This window comes from Bacillus sp. 7705b (assembly GCF_002289525.1).
GTDB lineage: Bacteria > Bacillota > Bacilli > Bacillales > Bacillaceae > Bacillus > Bacillus halotolerans.
On record NZ_NSDH01000039.1, the window covers coordinates 61,737 to 78,778 of the forward strand.

19 protein-coding genes and 1 other annotated feature are annotated in these 17,042 nt (G+C 43.9%); of the genes, 16 read left to right on the plus strand and 3 right to left on the minus strand.

What is annotated here, in order from left to right; all coding sequences use genetic code 11:
* Positions 1-6: 6 nt before the first annotated feature.
* The 8 genes from CJU60_RS15425 (at position 7) to thrS (ending at position 8,802) form a co-directional block, all read left to right on the plus strand.
* Positions 7-1,029: a glyceraldehyde-3-phosphate dehydrogenase gene (locus CJU60_RS15425; protein WP_024122444.1), complete on the plus strand. Its 1,023-nt coding sequence runs from the start codon at positions 7-9 to the stop codon at positions 1,027-1,029.
* A gap of 237 nt (positions 1,030-1,266) precedes the next feature.
* On the plus strand, positions 1,267-1,647 hold the full coding sequence (speD, locus tag CJU60_RS15430; RefSeq protein ID WP_003223584.1) for an adenosylmethionine decarboxylase: 381 nt from the start codon (positions 1,267-1,269) through the stop codon (positions 1,645-1,647).
* Positions 1,648-1,919: 272 nt separating this feature from the next.
* Entirely contained in the window at positions 1,920-2,378 is a 459-nt protein-coding gene (nrdR, locus tag CJU60_RS15435) for a transcriptional regulator NrdR (protein ID WP_010335260.1), read from the plus strand.
* 113 nt (positions 2,379-2,491) lie between these two features.
* Positions 2,492-3,913 carry a replicative helicase loading/DNA remodeling protein DnaB gene (dnaB, locus tag CJU60_RS15440; RefSeq protein ID WP_095714233.1) on the plus strand — a complete coding sequence of 474 codons (1,422 nt, stop codon included), beginning with the start codon at positions 2,492-2,494 and terminating at the stop codon, positions 3,911-3,913.
* 27 nt (positions 3,914-3,940) lie between these two features.
* Positions 3,941-4,873: a primosomal protein DnaI gene (gene dnaI / locus CJU60_RS15445; RefSeq protein WP_095714234.1), complete on the plus strand. Its 933-nt coding sequence runs from the start codon at positions 3,941-3,943 to the stop codon at positions 4,871-4,873.
* A 36-nt stretch (positions 4,874-4,909) separates the two neighbouring features.
* A complete protein-coding gene (locus CJU60_RS15450; RefSeq protein ID WP_044153927.1) occupies positions 4,910-5,551 on the plus strand; it encodes a TVP38/TMEM64 family protein in 642 nt (213 codons plus the stop codon).
* Positions 5,552-5,629: 78 nt separating this feature from the next.
* A complete protein-coding gene (ytxC, locus tag CJU60_RS15455; protein WP_095714235.1) occupies positions 5,630-6,475 on the plus strand; it encodes a putative sporulation protein YtxC in 846 nt (281 codons plus the stop codon).
* A 395-nt stretch (positions 6,476-6,870) separates the two neighbouring features.
* Complete coding sequence (gene thrS, locus CJU60_RS15460; RefSeq protein ID WP_059335574.1) at positions 6,871-8,802, plus strand: threonine--tRNA ligase; 1,932 nt, start codon at positions 6,871-6,873, stop codon at positions 8,800-8,802.
* Positions 8,803-8,841: 39 nt separating this feature from the next.
* Here the strand turns inward: thrS and CJU60_RS15465 are convergent, their stop codons facing one another.
* Positions 8,842-9,627: an HAD family hydrolase gene (locus tag CJU60_RS15465; RefSeq protein ID WP_095714236.1), complete on the minus strand. Its 786-nt coding sequence runs from the start codon at positions 9,625-9,627 to the stop codon at positions 8,842-8,844.
* Between the two features lie 173 nt (positions 9,628-9,800).
* Between CJU60_RS15465 and lytS the strand changes: the two genes are divergently transcribed.
* From lytS to lrgB, 4 genes are all read left to right on the plus strand, one after another.
* Positions 9,801-11,582, plus strand: a complete 1,782-nt coding sequence (gene lytS / locus CJU60_RS15470; RefSeq protein WP_095714237.1) for a two-component system sensor histidine kinase LytS — start codon at positions 9,801-9,803, stop codon at positions 11,580-11,582.
* Entirely contained in the window at positions 11,560-12,285 is a 726-nt protein-coding gene (locus CJU60_RS15475; RefSeq protein WP_024122438.1) for a LytR/AlgR family response regulator transcription factor, read from the plus strand. The genes lytS and CJU60_RS15475 overlap by 23 nt, the downstream gene beginning before the upstream one ends.
* A 134-nt stretch (positions 12,286-12,419) precedes the next feature.
* Positions 12,420-12,860 (plus strand): antiholin-like murein hydrolase modulator LrgA, encoded by a 441-nt coding sequence (gene lrgA / locus CJU60_RS15480; RefSeq protein WP_095714238.1) that lies wholly within the window; start codon positions 12,420-12,422, stop codon positions 12,858-12,860.
* Positions 12,861-12,881: 21 nt separating this feature from the next.
* A complete protein-coding gene (lrgB, locus tag CJU60_RS15485; protein ID WP_038954251.1) occupies positions 12,882-13,577 on the plus strand; it encodes an antiholin-like protein LrgB in 696 nt (231 codons plus the stop codon).
* Between the two features lie 30 nt (positions 13,578-13,607).
* Here lrgB and CJU60_RS15490 read toward each other — a convergent pair whose 3' ends face one another.
* Positions 13,608-14,264 carry a hypothetical protein gene (locus CJU60_RS15490; RefSeq protein ID WP_095714239.1) on the minus strand — a complete coding sequence of 219 codons (657 nt, stop codon included), beginning with the start codon at positions 14,262-14,264 and terminating at the stop codon, positions 13,608-13,610.
* Positions 14,265-14,998: 734 nt separating this feature from the next.
* Positions 14,999-15,129 (plus strand) — a sequence feature (ribosomal protein L20 leader region).
* A gap of 57 nt (positions 15,130-15,186) precedes the next feature.
* Here CJU60_RS15490 and infC point away from each other — a divergent pair.
* From infC to CJU60_RS15520, 4 genes are read left to right on the plus strand one after another with little or no spacing between them, the layout of a single operon-like run.
* Positions 15,187-15,708, plus strand: a complete 522-nt coding sequence (gene infC / locus CJU60_RS15505; RefSeq protein WP_071543361.1) for a translation initiation factor IF-3 — start codon at positions 15,187-15,189, stop codon at positions 15,706-15,708.
* Positions 15,709-15,720: 12 nt separating this feature from the next.
* Positions 15,721-15,921, plus strand: coding sequence for a 50S ribosomal protein L35 (rpmI, locus tag CJU60_RS15510; RefSeq protein ID WP_003222418.1), 201 nt, complete (start codon positions 15,721-15,723; stop codon positions 15,919-15,921).
* A 31-nt stretch (positions 15,922-15,952) separates the two neighbouring features.
* A complete protein-coding gene (rplT, locus tag CJU60_RS15515; protein WP_003222420.1) occupies positions 15,953-16,312 on the plus strand; it encodes a 50S ribosomal protein L20 in 360 nt (119 codons plus the stop codon).
* Between the two features lie 53 nt (positions 16,313-16,365).
* Positions 16,366-16,548, plus strand: a complete 183-nt coding sequence (locus CJU60_RS15520) for a DUF1294 domain-containing protein (RefSeq protein ID WP_483294931.1) — start codon at positions 16,366-16,368, stop codon at positions 16,546-16,548.
* A 16-nt stretch (positions 16,549-16,564) separates the two neighbouring features.
* Here the strand turns inward: CJU60_RS15520 and ysdB are convergent, their stop codons facing one another.
* Positions 16,565-16,957, minus strand: coding sequence for a sigma W pathway protein YsdB (gene ysdB, locus CJU60_RS15525; protein WP_024122432.1), 393 nt, complete (start codon positions 16,955-16,957; stop codon positions 16,565-16,567).
* Between the last annotated feature and the right edge of the window lie 85 nt (positions 16,958-17,042).

Sequence of the window (17,042 nt, forward strand, 5' to 3'; positions counted from 1 at the left end):
ACCAACGTGAAGGTAAAAGTAGCGATAAACGGGTTTGGAAGAATCGGAAGAATGGTCTTTAGAAAAGCAATGTTAGACGATCAAATTCAAGTAGTGGCTATTAACGCCAGCTATTCGGCTGAAACGCTGGCTCATTTAATAAAGTATGACACAAATCACGGACGGTACGACAAAGAGGTTGAGGCTGGAGAAGACAGTCTGATTGTGAATGGAAAAAAAGTACTCTTGTTAAATAGCCGTGATCCGCAACAGCTGCCTTGGCGGGAATATGATATTGACATTGTCGTTGAAGCAACAGGGAAGTTTAATTCAAAAGAAAAAGCGATGGGACATATTGAAGCGGGCGCGAAAAAAGTCATTCTGACCGCTCCGGGGAAAAATGAAGACGTTACCATTGTGATGGGCGTTAATGAAGACCAATTTGATGCTGAACGCCACGTCATTATTTCAAACGCGTCATGCACGACAAATTGCCTTGCACCGGTTGTGAAAGTGCTTGATGATGAATTTGGCATTGAGAGCGGTCTAATGACGACAGTGCACGCTTATACGAACGATCAAAAAAATATTGATAATCCGCACAAAGATTTGCGCCGCGCCCGGGCATGCGGTGAATCCATCATTCCGACGACAACAGGAGCGGCAAAGGCGCTTTCGCTTGTTCTGCCTCACCTGAAAGGAAAGCTTCACGGTCTCGCATTGCGTGTGCCTGTACCGAACGTCTCATTAGTTGATCTTGTTGTCGACTTGAAAACGGATGTAACGGCAGAAGAGGTAAACGAAGCATTCAAACAGGCTGCCAAAACGTCAATGTACGGAGTGCTTGATTATTCGGATGAACCGCTCGTGTCGACAGATTATAATACGAATCCGAATTCGGCGGTTATTGACGGGCTTACGACAATGGTGATGGAAGACAGGAAAGTAAAGGTTCTCGCATGGTATGACAATGAATGGGGCTACTCATGCAGAGTAGTTGATCTCATCCGCCATGTGGCGGCACGAATGAAACATCCATCTGCTGTATAGAATAAGGTCATGGACACAATTTAAGAAAAAACCCTTAACAGCATATTTCTGAAAAAACGCTTCTTGCAAATTAGACTTAAACACAGTATACTATTTTTCGTGAACTTCTTGCTTGAGACTGTTTCGGGATTACTTAAAGGGTTAGGACCTCTCCGGACTAACTTTCCCCCGTGGTAAATAGCCGACCCAGTTGTTGGAACTTCACTTTTTAATTCTTGTTAAGGGGGGTCCATGACTATGGAAACAATGGGGCGTCACGTTATCTCCGAGCTATGGGGATGCGATTTTGATAAGCTGAATGACATGGATTTTATTGAAAAAACGTTTGTAAATGCTGCTTTAAAATCAGGAGCTGAGGTGCGCGAGGTTGCATTTCACAAATTTGCACCGCAGGGCGTAAGCGGAGTCGTTATTATTTCCGAATCACATTTAACGATTCACAGTTTTCCTGAGCACGGATATGCAAGCATTGATGTTTATACTTGTGGAGACTTAGATCCTAATGTCGCTGCTGACTACATTGCAGAGGCATTACATGCTGATACAAGAGAAAACATTGAAATACCAAGAGGAATGGGGCCTGTGCAGATTAAACAGGCGCAAGCGAAAGTACTATAAAGTAAACACGAACACAAAGGGAGCTGGAGCTAGAAAGCCGTTACGCGCTTTTTAGCTTATGCTCCTTTTATTTTTATGAACAAACAGGGGTGGCTAGCTTTTTCTTTTTCCGTTTTTTTTGTAAAATAAGAAAGAGATATGTCATAAACCGCCTGATGCTGTTAGACACAGCCTAAACAACGGCTCTCCCGACAGATGCCTGTCACATCACTTATAGCCGGAGGCTGCCGAATATACATTGCAGGGAACGAAATAGTTGGGAGCTGATTTTATTGAAATGTCCTTCATGCCAGCATAACGGAACGCGCGTCCTCGATTCACGGCCTGTGGATGACGGAAAATCCATTCGCAGAAGACGGGAATGCGAAGCCTGCCATTACCGTTTTACTACCTTTGAGAAAGTGGAGGAAACCCCGCTCATCGTTGTTAAAAAAGAAGGCGTGCGAGAGGAATTCAGCAGGGAAAAAATGCTGCGCGGCCTTATTAAAGCATGTGAAAAAAGGCCTGTTTCACTCAAAACGCTGGAAGATATGTGTTTTGACATTGAAAAAGAACTGCGCAATCAAGGCTGCTCCGAAGTGAAAAGCGAGTTCGTCGGAGAAATGGTCATGGATCGCCTGGCTAAGGTTGATGAAGTCGCATACGTGCGGTTCGCGTCCGTCTATAGGCAGTTTAAAGATATTAATGTCTTTATCGATGAATTAAAAGATTTAATAAAGAAAGAGCGTTAAAGAGCTAAAAGGATTCTTCTAGCTCTTTTCTCATGTGCAAAATTGGCATTTGATAGATATTCGAAACGGTGTAAAATGAGAGGTAGAAACATAATCGGAAGGTTTGAGAATGTATGGCTGACTATTGGAAAGATGTACTGCCTGTAGACCCTTATGTGGTGAAGAGCAAATCAATGCTGCAGGATATTGACAGACAAATTATTACACAACTGTACCAGCCCTTAATCGGCCCTGTTGCATTCTCTCTTTATATGACATTGTGGGGAGAACTTGAACAAAACCGACTGTGGGGCGGAGAATCCACACATAGACAGCTGATGGGAATGACTCAGTCCAATTTGAAAACGATCCATCAGGAACAGGGAAAGCTCGAGGGCATCGGATTGCTGAAAGTATATATGAAAGAATCCGAGCGGCAGGAGCGCCTCTTTATATATGAACTGCTGCCGCCGCTGCGGCCGAATGAATTTTTCGAAGACGGCATGCTGAACGTTTTTTTATATAACAGAGTCGGAAAAACAAAATATCAGCAGTTAAAACAATTTTTTACGCATCCGGCGATTTCAGAAGACGCCAAAGAAATTACAAGGCCGTTTAACCATGCGTTTGAATCGCTGCAGCCGAGTGAATGGAAGCTTACATCCGATATGGAGGAAACGGTGAGACTGGCGACGGGAAGAGAGTATACAACTGTCGGACAGGCTCCGTCCTACACCGTTACAGAGGATGTGTTCGATTTTGATTTGTTTTTAGCGGGGCTTTCGGAGACGATGATTCCAAGAAAAGCAATGACACAGCAGGTGCGGGAAACGATTAAAAAGCTTTCTTATTTGTACGGCATTGATCCTTTGCAGATGCAAAATGTCGTCATGAGCGCGATCGATGAGCATGAAGTGATTACCACCGAAGCTTTAAGAAAAGCAGCAAGTGACTGGTACCAAATCGAGAGGAACGGACAGCTGCCGGACTTAGTGGAGAAAACACAGCCGGTACATCTGCGTGAAGGCGGAAAAGCGGCAGAAGAGGATTCGCTGGATAGTGAGCTGATCGCATTGCTGGAGGTCATCTCACCGAAAAAGCTTCTTCAGGATATCGCGGACGGAACCGAACCGTCAAAAGCAGATCTAAAAATTATAGAAGAAATTATGTTTGAACAGAAGCTGGAGCCAGGCGTCACAAATGTATTGATTTATTACGTCATGCTGAAAACCGACATGAAGCTGTCGAAAAATTATATACAAAAAATTGCCTCCCATTGGGCGCGCAAAAAAGTCAAAACGGTCAGAGAAGCGATGAAGCTTGCCATAGAAGAAAACCGCCAGTATCTCGAATGGGCTGAAGGGAAAACGAGCCAATCTTCTAAACGAAATCAAAAAGTGATTCGCGAAGAAAAACTTCCTGACTGGATGAAAGAAAAGAAAACGGCTTCCGATTCTGAAACCGGACAGCAAATGCTGCATGAACAGGACTTGGAAGAACAGAAGAAAAAGATGATGGAAGAAATGAAAAAACTGAAAAAATACTCTGCCTATTAAGAGCAGAGATGCGGGGTGAAGTAATACATGGAACCAATCAGCCGTTCCCTGCAGGGCGTAACCGGCAGACCAGATTTCCAAAAGCGTCTTGAACAAATGAAAGAAAAAGTGATGAAGGATCAAGACGTTCAGGCATTTTTAAAGGAAAATGAAGACGTCATCGATCAAAAAATGATTGAAAGAAGCTTAAATAAGCTTTATGAATATATTGGACAGAGCAAGCACTGCTCTTATTGTTCAGAAGACGAAAACAGCAATAATCTGTTGGAGGGCTACCATCCGAAGCTTGTGATGACCGGCCGCTCTATTGATATCGAGTATTACGAATGTCCAGTCAAACGAAAACTCGATCAGCAGAAAAAACAGAAGTCTCTCATGAAAAGCATGTATATTCAGCAGGATCTTCTCGGAGCGACGTTCCAGCAGGTCGATATTAATGACCCGAGCAGGCTTGCAATGTTCCAGCATGTCACGGATTTTCTGAAAAGCTATAATGAGACGGGAAAAGGGAAAGGATTGTATTTGTACGGCAAGTTTGGCGTAGGAAAAACCTTTATGCTGGCCGCTATTGCCAATGAGCTGGCGGAAAAAGAGTATTCCTCCATGATCGTCTATGTGCCCGAATTTGTCAGAGAGCTGAAAAACTCGCTTCAAGATCATTCATTGGAAGATAAGCTGAACATGGTAAAAACAACGCCTGTACTGATGCTCGACGACATCGGAGCGGAATCGATGACGAGCTGGGTCAGGGATGAAGTTATCGGGACAGTGCTTCAGCACAGAATGTCTCAGCAGCTGCCGACTTTCTTCTCTTCTAATTTCTCGCCTGATGAGTTGAAACATCATTTTACGTATTCTCAAAGGGGAGAAAAGGAAGAAGTGAAAGCGGCAAGATTAATGGAGCGGATTTTATATCTGGCTGCTCCTATCCGTCTTGACGGAGAAAACCGCCGCCATTAATAACCGCTGCGGTTCAAAGGGGAAGGAACTGAGGGTATGAAACTTAAAACGGCTGTTAAATGGCTGGCAGTGCTTGCGGGAGCAGGCTTGATTTTTTGGGCAAATAAAAGGTATTTAAATCTATCTCCGAAAGAAATCCGGATATGGGTTTTATCATTCGGCATCTTTGCGCCGCTTATCTTTATCGGGATATCGATCGTCAGGCCGCTTGTATTATTTCCGGTATCAGTTATTTCTATTGCGGGCGGACTGGCCTTTGGCCCGATTCTCGGCACGCTCTACACACTATTTGGGTCGATGTGCGCTTCGGCTGTCTCATTTTTTGCAGCCGGTCTGTTTGCGGCAAAAACCAACAGCCATCACGAAAGGCTGGAAAACATCCAGAAACAGATGGAGGAAAACGGTTTTTTCTATATCTTTCTTCTGCGGATCCTTCCGATTAATTTTGACTTCGTCAGCTATGCGGCAGGGCTTTCTAATGTCAAGCCGCTCCCATATTTTGCGGCGACGGCTGCGGGAATCATCCCTGGGACCGTTGCGCTGAACGTGCTGGGAGCAAGCTTTTTCACGGGCAATTTGCCCGCCTTCTTTCTCGTCCTCGGATTTTATATCATTTTTATGGCGCTGCCATTTATCTTCAGAAAGAAAATGCAAAGCTTGTTTCAAGAATCAAATTAAGATTTGCCGGTGACCTTTACGTCTATTTTAAAAACATCCCCCATATACTTGTAACAGATGCCGTAAGGGGGGACAAACATGCTTGAAATAATCTTTGAAGATGACCATGATACAGCCGCTTTTTTACATCTCATTCAGCATTCGGACGATCAGAAAAACATCATTGTCCGTGAAGGCATACGAAAAATCGGGATTCAAAAAGCTGAGCCGGCTTTCTCTATTCAGAGTTTTATGGAGCCGATTCTGGTCAAGTTTTTTTTAGATTGCAAAGAAGACGAGCATATGCTGTCGTTGATTGAAGAGACGTATTGTTTCACGGACCAGGATGAGCAGCAGCAAATCCTTCAGCTCGCACACAGTATTATAGAAGGAGAAGCTGATGTTCTTCCGTTTGAACCGATGAAGCCGCCGCGCAAGCAGTGTATTTCAGATGAGCTCCAAACGATTTGTTTAGAGGACGGGGTATTTTCAATTCGTTCCTTTCAAACCTTTCGCCTCGGACAGTACTACGAACAGCTTAGAGAAACTGTGGAAGCGGCAATAGACGAATATAAGATGGAGCAGGAGTACCAAAACTTTATTCAGACACTCAGAGACTATGTAATGGCTAAACCGCCGCGAATCAAAAGGGTGCACATTGTCCATGATGGTTCATTTACACTGTGGGAGATGCGCTATGTGCCGGAACGGGAAAAAATGAAATACATAGACAGGCGATTTGTCCGGGATCATCCCATGTACATTGACTCCCATTTGCTTGCGCCGCTGATCTCCATCGCGCCTGATGAGGTGATTCTCTATACAGACCAGCCCGAGCATATGATGGTAAGGACGATTCAAAACGTATTTCAAGAGCGTGTGCAAATGCTTCCGCTTCAGGCGTTTTCAAACGCTGAAGCACCGGTCAAGCACTCAGAGGGATAAGTGCCGGCAGCCTGTAAACATAAGGCTGCCGCTTGAAAAAAAGGAAATACAATCGTGTTGATTTTTTGGAACGAACAATTTATAATACATAGGAGATTAAGATTGACACACGTACTGATAAGGACATGAAGGAATGATACCGGCTTAAAGAGAGGGAAGTCACGGCTGCAAGCTTCCCAGCTAAGGACCATTCGCTTTACCGCCTTTGAACTTCAGCTGTGAACCCCTTTATAAGGAACAGTAATAGCTGACGGGAACTCCCGTTACAGAGTTTAGAGCCGCAGGTGCCGGTGTATTGGCTTGCGGAAAAAAGGGTGGAACCACGATTCCGTTTATTCAACCTCGTCCCTTTCATAGGGGGCGGGGTTTTTATATGCAAAAAAGGAGTGACAATGATGTCAGATATGGTAAAAATCACATTTCCTGATGGAGCAGTCAAGGAGTTTGCGAAAGGGACAACAACAGAAGATATCGCGGCATCCATCAGTCCGGGATTAAAAAAGAAATCATTAGCCGGAAAACTGAACGGAAAAGAAATCGATTTGAAAACGCCGATCAACGAAGACGGCACTGTGGAAATCATTACTGAAGGATCAGAAGAGGGTCTTGAGATTATGCGCCACAGTACGGCTCACTTGCTGGCACAAGCGATTAAACGCATTTACAAAGACGTGAAATTCGGTGTCGGTCCTGTTATCGAAAACGGTTTTTACTATGATGTAGAAATGGAAGAAGCGATTACGCCGGAGGATCTGCCGAAAATCGAGAAAGAAATGAAAAAAATCGTCAATGCGAACCTTCCGATCGTTCGAAAAGAAGTCAGCCGTGAAGAAGCGAAAGCCCGCTTTGCGGAAATCGGCGATGACCTGAAGCTTGAACTGCTGGATGCGATTCCTGAGGGAGAAACCGTATCGATTTACGAGCAGGGCGAATTCTTTGACCTGTGCCGCGGCGTACACGTTCCATCAACAGGAAAAATTAAAGAGTTTAAGCTGTTAAGCCTTGCAGGTGCATATTGGCGCGGTGACAGCAATAATCAAATGCTTCAGCGTGTATACGGAACAGCTTTCTTCAAAAAAGCTGATCTTGACGAGCATCTTCGCATGCTTGAAGAAGCAAAAGAGCGTGACCACAGAAAACTCGGCAAAGAATTAAAGCTGTTTGCGAATTCTCAAAAAGTCGGACAAGGTCTGCCGCTTTGGATGCCAAAAGGCGCGACAATCCGCCGCACGATCGAGCGCTACATTGTCGATAAAGAAATCAGCCTCGGCTATGAACACGTCTATACACCAGTGCTTGGAAGCAAAGAGCTGTATGAAACATCAGGACACTGGGATCATTATCAAGAAGGCATGTTCCCTCCGATGGAAATGGACAACGAAACACTTGTATTGCGTCCGATGAACTGCCCGCACCATATGATGATTTACAAACAAGACATTCACAGCTACCGCGAACTTCCAATCCGTATTGCGGAGTTGGGAACGATGCACCGCTATGAAATGTCAGGTGCGCTGTCAGGGCTTCAGCGCGTACGCGGAATGACGTTGAATGATGCACACATCTTTGTACGCCCGGATCAAATTAAGGATGAGTTTATCCGTACAGTCCGTTTAATCCAGGATGTATATGAAGATTTCGGTTTAAGTGATTACACATTCCGTCTGTCTTACCGTGATCCGGAAGACACAGAGAAATACTTTGATGATGATGAAATGTGGAACAAAGCGCAATCCATGCTGAAATCTGCAATGGACGAAATCGGCCACGACTATTACGAAGCAGAAGGTGAAGCGGCATTCTACGGCCCTAAACTTGATGTTCAGGTGAAAACAGCGATCGGCAAGGAAGAAACATTATCTACTGTTCAGCTGGACTTCTTGCTGCCTGAACGCTTCGATCTGACATATATCGGTGAAGACGGCAAGCAGCATCGTCCGGTTGTTATTCACAGAGGTGTGGTATCAACAATGGAACGCTTTGTTGCATTCTTAATCGAAGAGCATAAAGGCGCACTTCCAACATGGCTTGCACCGGTTCAGTTCCAAGTCATCCCGGTTTCTCCGGCTGTGCATTTGGATTATGCGAAGCAAGTACAAGAGAGCCTCCAGCGTGAAGGCCTGCGTGTAGAAGTCGACAGCCGTGATGAAAAAATCGGCTACAAAATCCGCGAAGCGCAAATGCAAAAAATTCCATACATGCTTGTGGTCGGTGACCAAGAAGCAGAAAACGGTGCGGTAAACGTCCGTAAATACGGAGAGCAGAAGTCTGAAACCATTTCACTTGATGATTTTGTGAAAAAGGCTGTAGCTGAAGCGAAGAAATAATACAAAAAAGCATGATCTCATGAAAGAGATCATGCTTTTTTATTTATGTTCTAAAATAGGAAACAAATCATGAAGGCTGCTGATGATGTGATCAGGCGTCACTTCTGTTTCATTTTTCTTATCCGTCCGGTTGATCCAAACGGTTTTGATTCCGGCTCTGGAAGCGCCTAAAATATCAGTATTCAAATTATCGCCGACCATGATGGCATCCTCTTTCTGGATCTTCATTAGCTGTAGGCAATGCTCGAAAATAGAAGCATCGGGTTTCCCTTTGCCAAAAGCGCCTGAGATGACAATTTCATTGAAATAAGGGGCGAGCTCAGGCACGCCGGCGAGCTTCTCCTTTTGCAGACTCGGATCGCCGTTAGTCAAAAGCAACAACTCGTACTTTCCTTTTAATTGATCAAGCACATCAAATGTTTCATCGTAAACAAACGGGCGTTTTCGGCGTTCCGCTGCAAAAAACTCTCCCAAATATTCACCATATGCCGTATCGTCGACACCAAGCGCTTTCAGGCCGTTTGTCCATGCGTTTCGTCTGTACTCCGGCACAATCTTATTCAGCTTCTGAAATCCTTCACTGATCGGCTCGGAGAAATTTGACCACAGCCCTTCAAACGGGTTAATGCCGATCATCACCGTATAAGGGTATGTCTCGTAAGACATGTACAATTCTCTCGCCGCTTCCCGAACAGCTGCTTCGAATTCCTCAGGGTCAAGACCATATTTTTTCTCGGCCTGTAAACATGTTTCTGCAAATGTTGTTCTGACGCTTTTCTCATCCCAAAGTAGTGTATCGTCTAAATCAAAAAATACGGCTTTCATGATCTTCTCCTCTGCTTCAGATTCAATTCTTTCTGCCAAAAGGCTCATGTTTATTCTACAATAGATAAAAGTCTTGTGAAATATGTTTTCAGACGATTTTAAAAAAATAGTCAGCCATGAAACGGTTTGCCGAAAAAATGATAAAATGAAATGGGAAAGAACAGGTGACACAGATGATTCAATTAATGATCATGATGCTGGAAAGGGTAGGGATTATCGTTATATTGGGATTTATTCTGGCCCACACTAAACTTTTCAGACAGGCACTTCAAAATCCGGAGGGCTACAAAGGAAAAGCTGTATTGATTTCTATTTTTTCTCTTTTCAGCATCATCAGCAATTATACCGGCATCGAAATTCAAAAACATATGATTGTGAATAATGATTGGGTGTTTACAATAGATCCGTCGGGCTCTATTGCAAATACCCGTATTTTGGGCGTGGAAATAGGCGGGCTTTTGGGCGGGCCGTTTGTAGGAGCGGGAATCGGTTTATTAGCAGGCCTTCATCGTTTTTCGCTCGGCGGCAGCACGGCTTTAAGCTGTGCGGTCTCATCCGTTTTAGCAGGGTTTCTTGCGGGATGGATCGGCAGGTATTTTACGAAGCGCTATCGAATGCCGACACCGCGTATCGCAGCCCTCGTCGGGATCGGTATGGAGACCTTGCAAATGGTCATTATTTTGCTGATGGCAAAGCCGTTCATTGATGCTTGGGAGCTTGTCAGCATGATCGGGATTCCGATGATCCTCATTAACGGAACAGGCAGCTTTATTTTCCTGTCGATTATTCAAGCCATTATTCGCAAGGAAGAACAGGCAAGGGCGCTTGAAACGCACAGGGTGCTGACCATTGCCGATCAGACGCTTCCTTTTTTCCGTCAAGGGTTAAATGAAAGCTCTTGTAAAAGTGTAGCAGCCATCATCCATAAGATGACCGGAACGGATGCGGTATCTCTGACGGACAATGAGAAAATACTTGCGCATGTCGGCGCGGGAATGGACCATCATATCCCATCTAAAAGCCTGATCACAGGCCTGTCTAAAAAGGTAATTAAAACAGGGCGTATCATGAAGGCTACTTCACAGGAAGAGATTGAATGCACCCATTCGGAATGCCCTTTGCACGCGGCGATTGTACTGCCTTTGACATCAAACGGCAACACAATCGGAACGTTAAAAATGTATTTTAAAAGCCCGGCCGGCCTCAGTCAGGTAGAGGAGGAGCTTGCCGAGGGGCTGGCCATGCTGTTTTCGACACAGCTTGAGCTCGGTGAAGCCGAGCTGCAAAGCAAGCTTCTGAAGGATGCGGAAATCAAAGCGCTTCAAGCACAGGTTAACCCGCATTTTTTATTTAATGCCATTAATACGATTTCTGCTTTATGCCGGACAGATGTTGAAAAAACCCGTAAGCTTTTGCTGCAGCTTAGCGTGTACTTTCGTTCTAATCTCCAGGGAGCAAGACAGCTGCTGATCCCGCTTTCAAAGGAGCTGAACCATCTTCAAGCCTATCTGTCATTAGAACAGGCGCGTTTTCCCGGGAAATATAAGATTGAGCTTGATATTGACAGCAGGCTGGAACAAATTGAGATTCCTCCGTTTGTCTTGCAGGTGCTTGTTGAAAACGCATTACGGCACGCATTTCCAAAAAAACAAGACATGTGCAAGGTAACGGTTTGTGTCTTATCTGACGAGTCATCCGTCTATATGAAGGTCACGGACAATGGGCGCGGAATTCCGCCGGACGTCTTGCCGGAATTGGGGAATAAACCGCTGCCTTCTAAGGAAGGAACAGGGACTGCGCTTTATAATCTGAATCAGCGGCTGATCGGTTTATTCGGGCAGCAGGCTGCATTACATATCAAGAGTGAGGTACATAAAGGGACAGAGGTTTCCTTTCAAGTACCTATGCAACAAATGAAAGAGGGAGAAGAACATGCTCAGGGTGTTAATAGTTGATGATGAGATTCTGGCAAGAGATGAACTGGCTTATTTACTCAAAAGGACAAATGAGGAATTAGAAATCAATGAAGCGGAAAATATTGAATCAGCGTTTGACCAAATGATGGATCAAAAGCCTGATTTGCTGTTTTTAGACGTTGACTTATCCGGAGAGAATGGTTTTGATATCGCAAAACGATTGAAGAATATGAAGAACCCCCCGGCTATTGTGTTTGCGACGGCCTATGACCAGTATGCACTTAAAGCTTTTGAAGTGGACGCTCTTGATTACTTAACCAAACCTTTCGATGAAGAAAGGGTTCGGCAAACAATGAAAAAGTATAAAAAGGTAAAGCGGGAGATTGATGAACCAGAACAGATCAGCCATGCCAGCCAGCATAAATTAGCCTTATCTGTCGGTGAATCGATTGTGATTGTGGATACGAAGGATATAATCTTTGCGGGAACCGAAGACGGCCATGTCCATGTTAAAACCTTTGATGTATCTTATTCAGTCAATGATACGCTCGTTGTCATTGAAAAAAAGCTGCCGGAAACTGATTTTCTCCGCGTCCATCGAAGCTTTGTCGTTAATACTGAGTACATCAAAGAGATACAGCCATGGTTTAATTCCACCTATAATCTGATCATGAAAGACGGATCGAAAATACCGGTCAGCCGGACATATGCCAAGGAATTAAAAAAGCTGCTCCATATTTGATGGGGCGGCTTTTTGTATTTCATCCTTTTTATGCTGCAACTCATCTTTAATATTCGGCAAGTTATCATGTAAGCGCTTAATAGAGAGGGATTCTTATTTATAATGAGGGTACAAAAGAGAAAGAGGTGAAGAAAATGAGTGCTAAAAAAGTGTACGGATTTTTAACACAAGCATTTATTTTTGCCGTCATTATGCTGGTTTCCAATATGATTGCCGCTTTTGTCCCAATTCCTATACCGGCGTCGGTTGTAGGTTTGGTCTTATTATTTCTCCTATTATGTTTGAAAGTGATTAAACTGGAACAAGTAGAAACGCTCGGAGCGTCTTTAACCTCATTGATTGGATTTTTATTTGTTCCATCAGGTATATCTGTTATGAATTCTCTTGGTGTGATGCAGCAATACGGCCTGCAAATCGTCCTTGTCATTCTTCTCGCAACGATTATTTTATTGGGGGCAACAGGATTGTTTTCTCAGCTTATTCTTACACTGAGCGGAAAACGCAAGACTGCTGATGACATAAAAGCAAAAACAGTACAGTCCCCGCAGAAGAAAAACGAACTTGTTCATCATTAAGAGAAGCAGGAGGTTCATGAAATGGAAAGCACAATGAGTCCATATTTCGGAATTGTCGTATCACTGGCCGCTTTCGGCATTGGCACCTTTTTATTTAAAAAAACAAAAGGGTTCTTCCTTTTCACTCCATTGTTTGTTGCGATGGTGCTAGGGATTGCATTTTTGAAAATCGGCGGTTTCTCTTACGCTGACTATAATAACGGGGGAGAAATCATTAAGTTTTTCTTGGAACCCGCGACGATTGCCTTTGCCATTCCATTGTACAAACAAAGAGATAAACTGAAAAAATACTGGTGGCAAATTATGTCCTCCATTATCGTAGGCTCTATCTGCTCTGTCACGATTGTCTATTTGCTTGCAAAAGGGATTCACCTTGATGAGGCTGTTATGAAAAGTATGCTTCCGCAGGCGGCAACAACGGCGATTGCGCTTCCTTTATCAAAAGATATTGGCGGCATCAGCGATATCACAGCTTTTGCTGTTATCTTTAACGCCGTCATTGTGTATGCGCTCGGCGCTTTGTTCTTAAAAGTATTTAAAGTGAAGAATCCCATTTCGAAAGGGTTGGCTCTCGGAACGTCCGGACACGCACTCGGTGTAGCTGTCGGGATCGAGATGGGTGAAGTCGAAGCCGCGATGGCAAGTATCGCTGTTGTCGTTGTCGGGGTCGTAACGGTTCTGGTTATTCCTGTGTTCGTGCAGCTGATCGGAGGATAAGCCAAGGCTGAACCCTTGGCTTTTTCTATTTTATGGTGCGTCTTCCGGATCGATATATCCTTGTTTAATGCCCCATTCCACTTGATCGTCATGCCACTTTTTTCGTTCTTCATAACCATAGCCGTCGTCATCAGGAAGCTCTGAAGCCGGCGGTTGAATGGCATCATCTGTCTGGCTCGGGGAAGATGGCGCATTTTGGCTGTTAGATGAGGAAGCCTCATTCTGCTGACGCTGTGCCTGCGCTTGCCGTTCTTTTTTGGCGTCCGCTTCCTGCTGTTTTTGGAGTGCTGCCTGACGCTGCCTTTCAAGCTCAGCTTGCCTTTCTGCTTCCGCTAATCGCTGTCTCCCTGCTGCAGCCTGTGCCAATCGTTGCTGTTCCGCTTCTTCCTCCTGTTGTTTCTTTCGTTTCGCTCTCTGCTCTTTTTCACGTTTTTTCGCTGCAGCGATTTGCCTTTGTTTCTCTGCTTCTTCCTTCGCCTTCACCTTTTCTAATTCAGTTGCGAGAGGATTCACCATTTTCAATGAAACGGGTTTTAGGTTTTTCAGCTCTTTCTCCAGCTTGTTTTCATGAAACGCTGCGGCTGTGATAACGGTCTCTTCTTTTGGCTCTGAAGATATGCTGTTGCTATTGGAGCAGCCGGTTACTATCAATGTTAAAAATAGAGTAAGCTGTATCAGTTTGTTCATGTGTCAGACTCCCTTCTCGTTCTTATATCGGCTTTTTTAGTGTGAGGTTCACTTTGTTTTGCATTTTTTCCTATATGTGGTTTTTGGTAAACTGCGAAATAAGGAGAAGGATGGGGTAGTATATTGATCTTCATATAACAGAATCTGGTGCAGAGCATCCGCAACTTCTGATTTTTATTTATGGCGGGGGTGTCAGCGGCTGGATGCGGGAAGATCAAATCAGCCATTTTCAACATTTGTGGCGCCGTTTTGATCTTTTCCAGACTCAGACAAAAATGCTTTATCTTCATGCCAGCCGATTCGAAACATACTATAAAGTAAGCAGTCAAATGAGTGCAGGTACGCTTTATCAAATACTAATATGACATGTACGATACCCGATTCGCTCAGACAAACCAGTGCCAGCCTGCTGGTGACGGTCGGGAAAAAGAAAGAAAAGTGATGAATGCATCGGCAGCTGAAATCGCAAAGATGAATGAAAGTTCGAGAACGCTATGTTTCCAGGGATCTTCCATGGAGCGTCGCTGGCTCAGCCGATGCTGTTTAACAAAATCCTGCATGATTGGCGATTGGCTGGAGGGTTCAGAACCTTGCATTCTGGATAAGAATAAAAGATTTTCTTTTTCTCTCTTGCACTCATAAATAACCCATGTTACAATGAGAAAGTTGTTCCGGATAAGTCATCCTTGACTAAACATCCGGCATTGTGTAGAATAGTTATTGAATTGAATATAAATCACAAGCAGAAGCACCCGCTTCTCACCTGATTGACACATTCATGTAGTTGGCAGGTTGACCGTACATTTTTATTGATACAGATGTTCGTAGTGTGGGTGTTTTATAATGCCCGCACTTTTTGTTTGCCTGCAGAATGCAGTCAAAAGAGTTGTGAATCAATTCGAAGAAACTATGGAGGTGGCTCATTATTAGCAAAGATCAATTGGTTAATGAGGGTATCCGTGCACGTGAGGTCCGCTTAATCGGACAAAATGGCGACCAGCTTGGAATCAAGTCCCGTCAGGAAGCACTTGAAATAGCCGGCCGCGCAAATCTTGACCTTGTGTTAGTTGCAGCAAATGCAAAACCGCCTGTCTGCCGCATCATGGACTACGGAAAGTTCAGATTCGAGCAGCAGAAAAAGGACAAAGAAGCACGCAAAAATCAAAAAATCATTAACTTAAAAGAAGTTAGATTAAGCCCGACAATCGATGAGCACGACTTTAACACGAAGTTGCGCAATGCGATTAAATTCCTTGAAAAAGGCGATAAAGTGAAAGCTTCTATCCGCTTTAAAGGACGCGCAATCACTCATAAAGAAATCGGCCAGCGTGTACTAGACCGTTTTTCTGAAGCATGTGCTGAGGTTGCGACAGTCGAAACAAAACCAAAAATGGACGGCCGCAGCATGTTCTTAATGCTCGCGCCGAAAAACGAAAAGCAATAAGGAGGAAATCCCATGCCAAAAATGAAAACTCACCGCGGATCTGCTAAACGTTTTAAAAAGACAGGTTCTGGGAAGTTAAAACGTTCTCATGCATACACTAGTCACTTATTCGCCAACAAATCTCAAAAGCAAAAGCGTAAGCTTCGCAAGAGTGCTGTTGTAAGCGCAGGAGACTTCAAACGTATCAAACAAATGCTTGCTAACATCAAGTAATCGGACAAGGAACAATTAGGAGGGAAATTTAATGCCAAGAGTAAAAGGCGGAACTGTTACACGTAAGCGTCGTAAAAAGGTTCTTAAATTAGCAAAAGGTTATTTCGGTTCAAAACATACATTATACAAAGTAGCTAACCAGCAGGTCATGAAATCTGGAAACTATGCTTTCCGTGACCGTCGTCAGAAAAAACGTGATTTCCGTAAGCTTTGGATCACTCGTATCAACGCAGCTGCTCGCATGAACGGTCTTTCTTACAGCCGTTTAATGCACGGTCTTAAGCTTTCTGGTATCGAAGTAAACCGTAAAATGCTTGCTGATCTTGCTGTAAACGATCTTACTGCATTCAATCAGCTTGCTGATGCTGCTAAAGCTCAATTAAACAAATAATGATATAGAGCCGCTCTTAGAGAGCGGCTTTTTTATATAAAGGATGAGGCAACATGATAATTGCTGTATATCTAGTTCTGATCAATCTGTGCGGTTTTTGGGTGATGGGCGCAGATAAACGAAGAGCGCAGCGCCACAAATGGAGAATTTCTGAAAACCGGCTGTGGCTGATCGCCATCGTGTTTGGAGCGCTTGGTGTCTGGCTCGGCATCTATTACAGTCCGTTTGATTTATAAAAAAGCAGAAAAGCGTTTACCGCTCTTCTGCTTTTTTTGCAAGTTTAATGGGCAGATCCCAGTCAATTTTACAATCCGGATATCGTTCCAGTACTTTTTCTTCAATATTCTCAAAATCTTTTGCGGAAAAGTTTTTTAGCTTCTCAGGAGACTCCGTCCATACAAAGATGGTGTGGATGAACAATGGATGATCCTTGGAAGGAATATGCTTTTCTCCTTCAAAAAGCACGCCTTTATACGTCAATTGAAAGTTCTTTCGGGTATTGTTCTGTTCATCGATAATATAAAAAAGTTCTTTTGATTGGGCCAGCTTCAGTCTTCTCTTTGGATTTGCGACATATTTGACCAAGGCATAAATACAGTAAGCAAATAGAGCAAGCAATAAAATCCGGAGAACCATGATAAACATTGTGTGAAGGCACCTCCCTCATTGTGATGATCTGATGTAATACGTAGAGCATAGAAAAAGGTTTCACTTTTTCTAAAAGAAGTTT

Bases quoted from the DNA above. Each gene is read 5' to 3' on its own strand.
- dnaB (WP_095714233.1), top strand. From the start codon at position 2,492: ATGGCTGACTATTGGAAAGATGTACTGCCTGTAGACCCTTATGTGGTG.
- CJU60_RS15490 (WP_095714239.1), bottom strand. From the start codon at position 14,264: ATGAACAAACTGATACAGCTTACTCTATTTTTAACATTGATAGTAACC.
- thrS (WP_059335574.1), top strand. From the start codon at position 6,871: ATGTCAGATATGGTAAAAATCACATTTCCTGATGGAGCAGTCAAGGAG.
- lrgB (WP_038954251.1), top strand. From the start codon at position 12,882: ATGGAAAGCACAATGAGTCCATATTTCGGAATTGTCGTATCACTGGCC.
- CJU60_RS15465 (WP_095714236.1), bottom strand. From the start codon at position 9,627: ATGAAAGCCGTATTTTTTGATTTAGACGATACACTACTTTGGGATGAG.
- CJU60_RS15475 (WP_024122438.1), top strand. From the start codon at position 11,560: ATGCTCAGGGTGTTAATAGTTGATGATGAGATTCTGGCAAGAGATGAA.
- lrgA (WP_095714238.1), top strand. From the start codon at position 12,420: ATGAGTGCTAAAAAAGTGTACGGATTTTTAACACAAGCATTTATTTTT.
- rpmI (WP_003222418.1), top strand. From the start codon at position 15,721: ATGCCAAAAATGAAAACTCACCGCGGATCTGCTAAACGTTTTAAAAAG.
- CJU60_RS15520 (WP_483294931.1), top strand. From the start codon at position 16,366: ATGATAATTGCTGTATATCTAGTTCTGATCAATCTGTGCGGTTTTTGG.
- speD (WP_003223584.1), top strand. From the start codon at position 1,267: ATGGAAACAATGGGGCGTCACGTTATCTCCGAGCTATGGGGATGCGAT.
- ytxC (WP_095714235.1), top strand. From the start codon at position 5,630: ATGCTTGAAATAATCTTTGAAGATGACCATGATACAGCCGCTTTTTTA.
- CJU60_RS15450 (WP_044153927.1), top strand. From the start codon at position 4,910: ATGAAACTTAAAACGGCTGTTAAATGGCTGGCAGTGCTTGCGGGAGCA.
- rplT (WP_003222420.1), top strand. From the start codon at position 15,953: ATGCCAAGAGTAAAAGGCGGAACTGTTACACGTAAGCGTCGTAAAAAG.
- ysdB (WP_024122432.1), bottom strand. From the start codon at position 16,957: ATGTTTATCATGGTTCTCCGGATTTTATTGCTTGCTCTATTTGCTTAC.
- dnaI (WP_095714234.1), top strand. From the start codon at position 3,941: ATGGAACCAATCAGCCGTTCCCTGCAGGGCGTAACCGGCAGACCAGAT.
- lytS (WP_095714237.1), top strand. From the start codon at position 9,801: ATGATTCAATTAATGATCATGATGCTGGAAAGGGTAGGGATTATCGTT.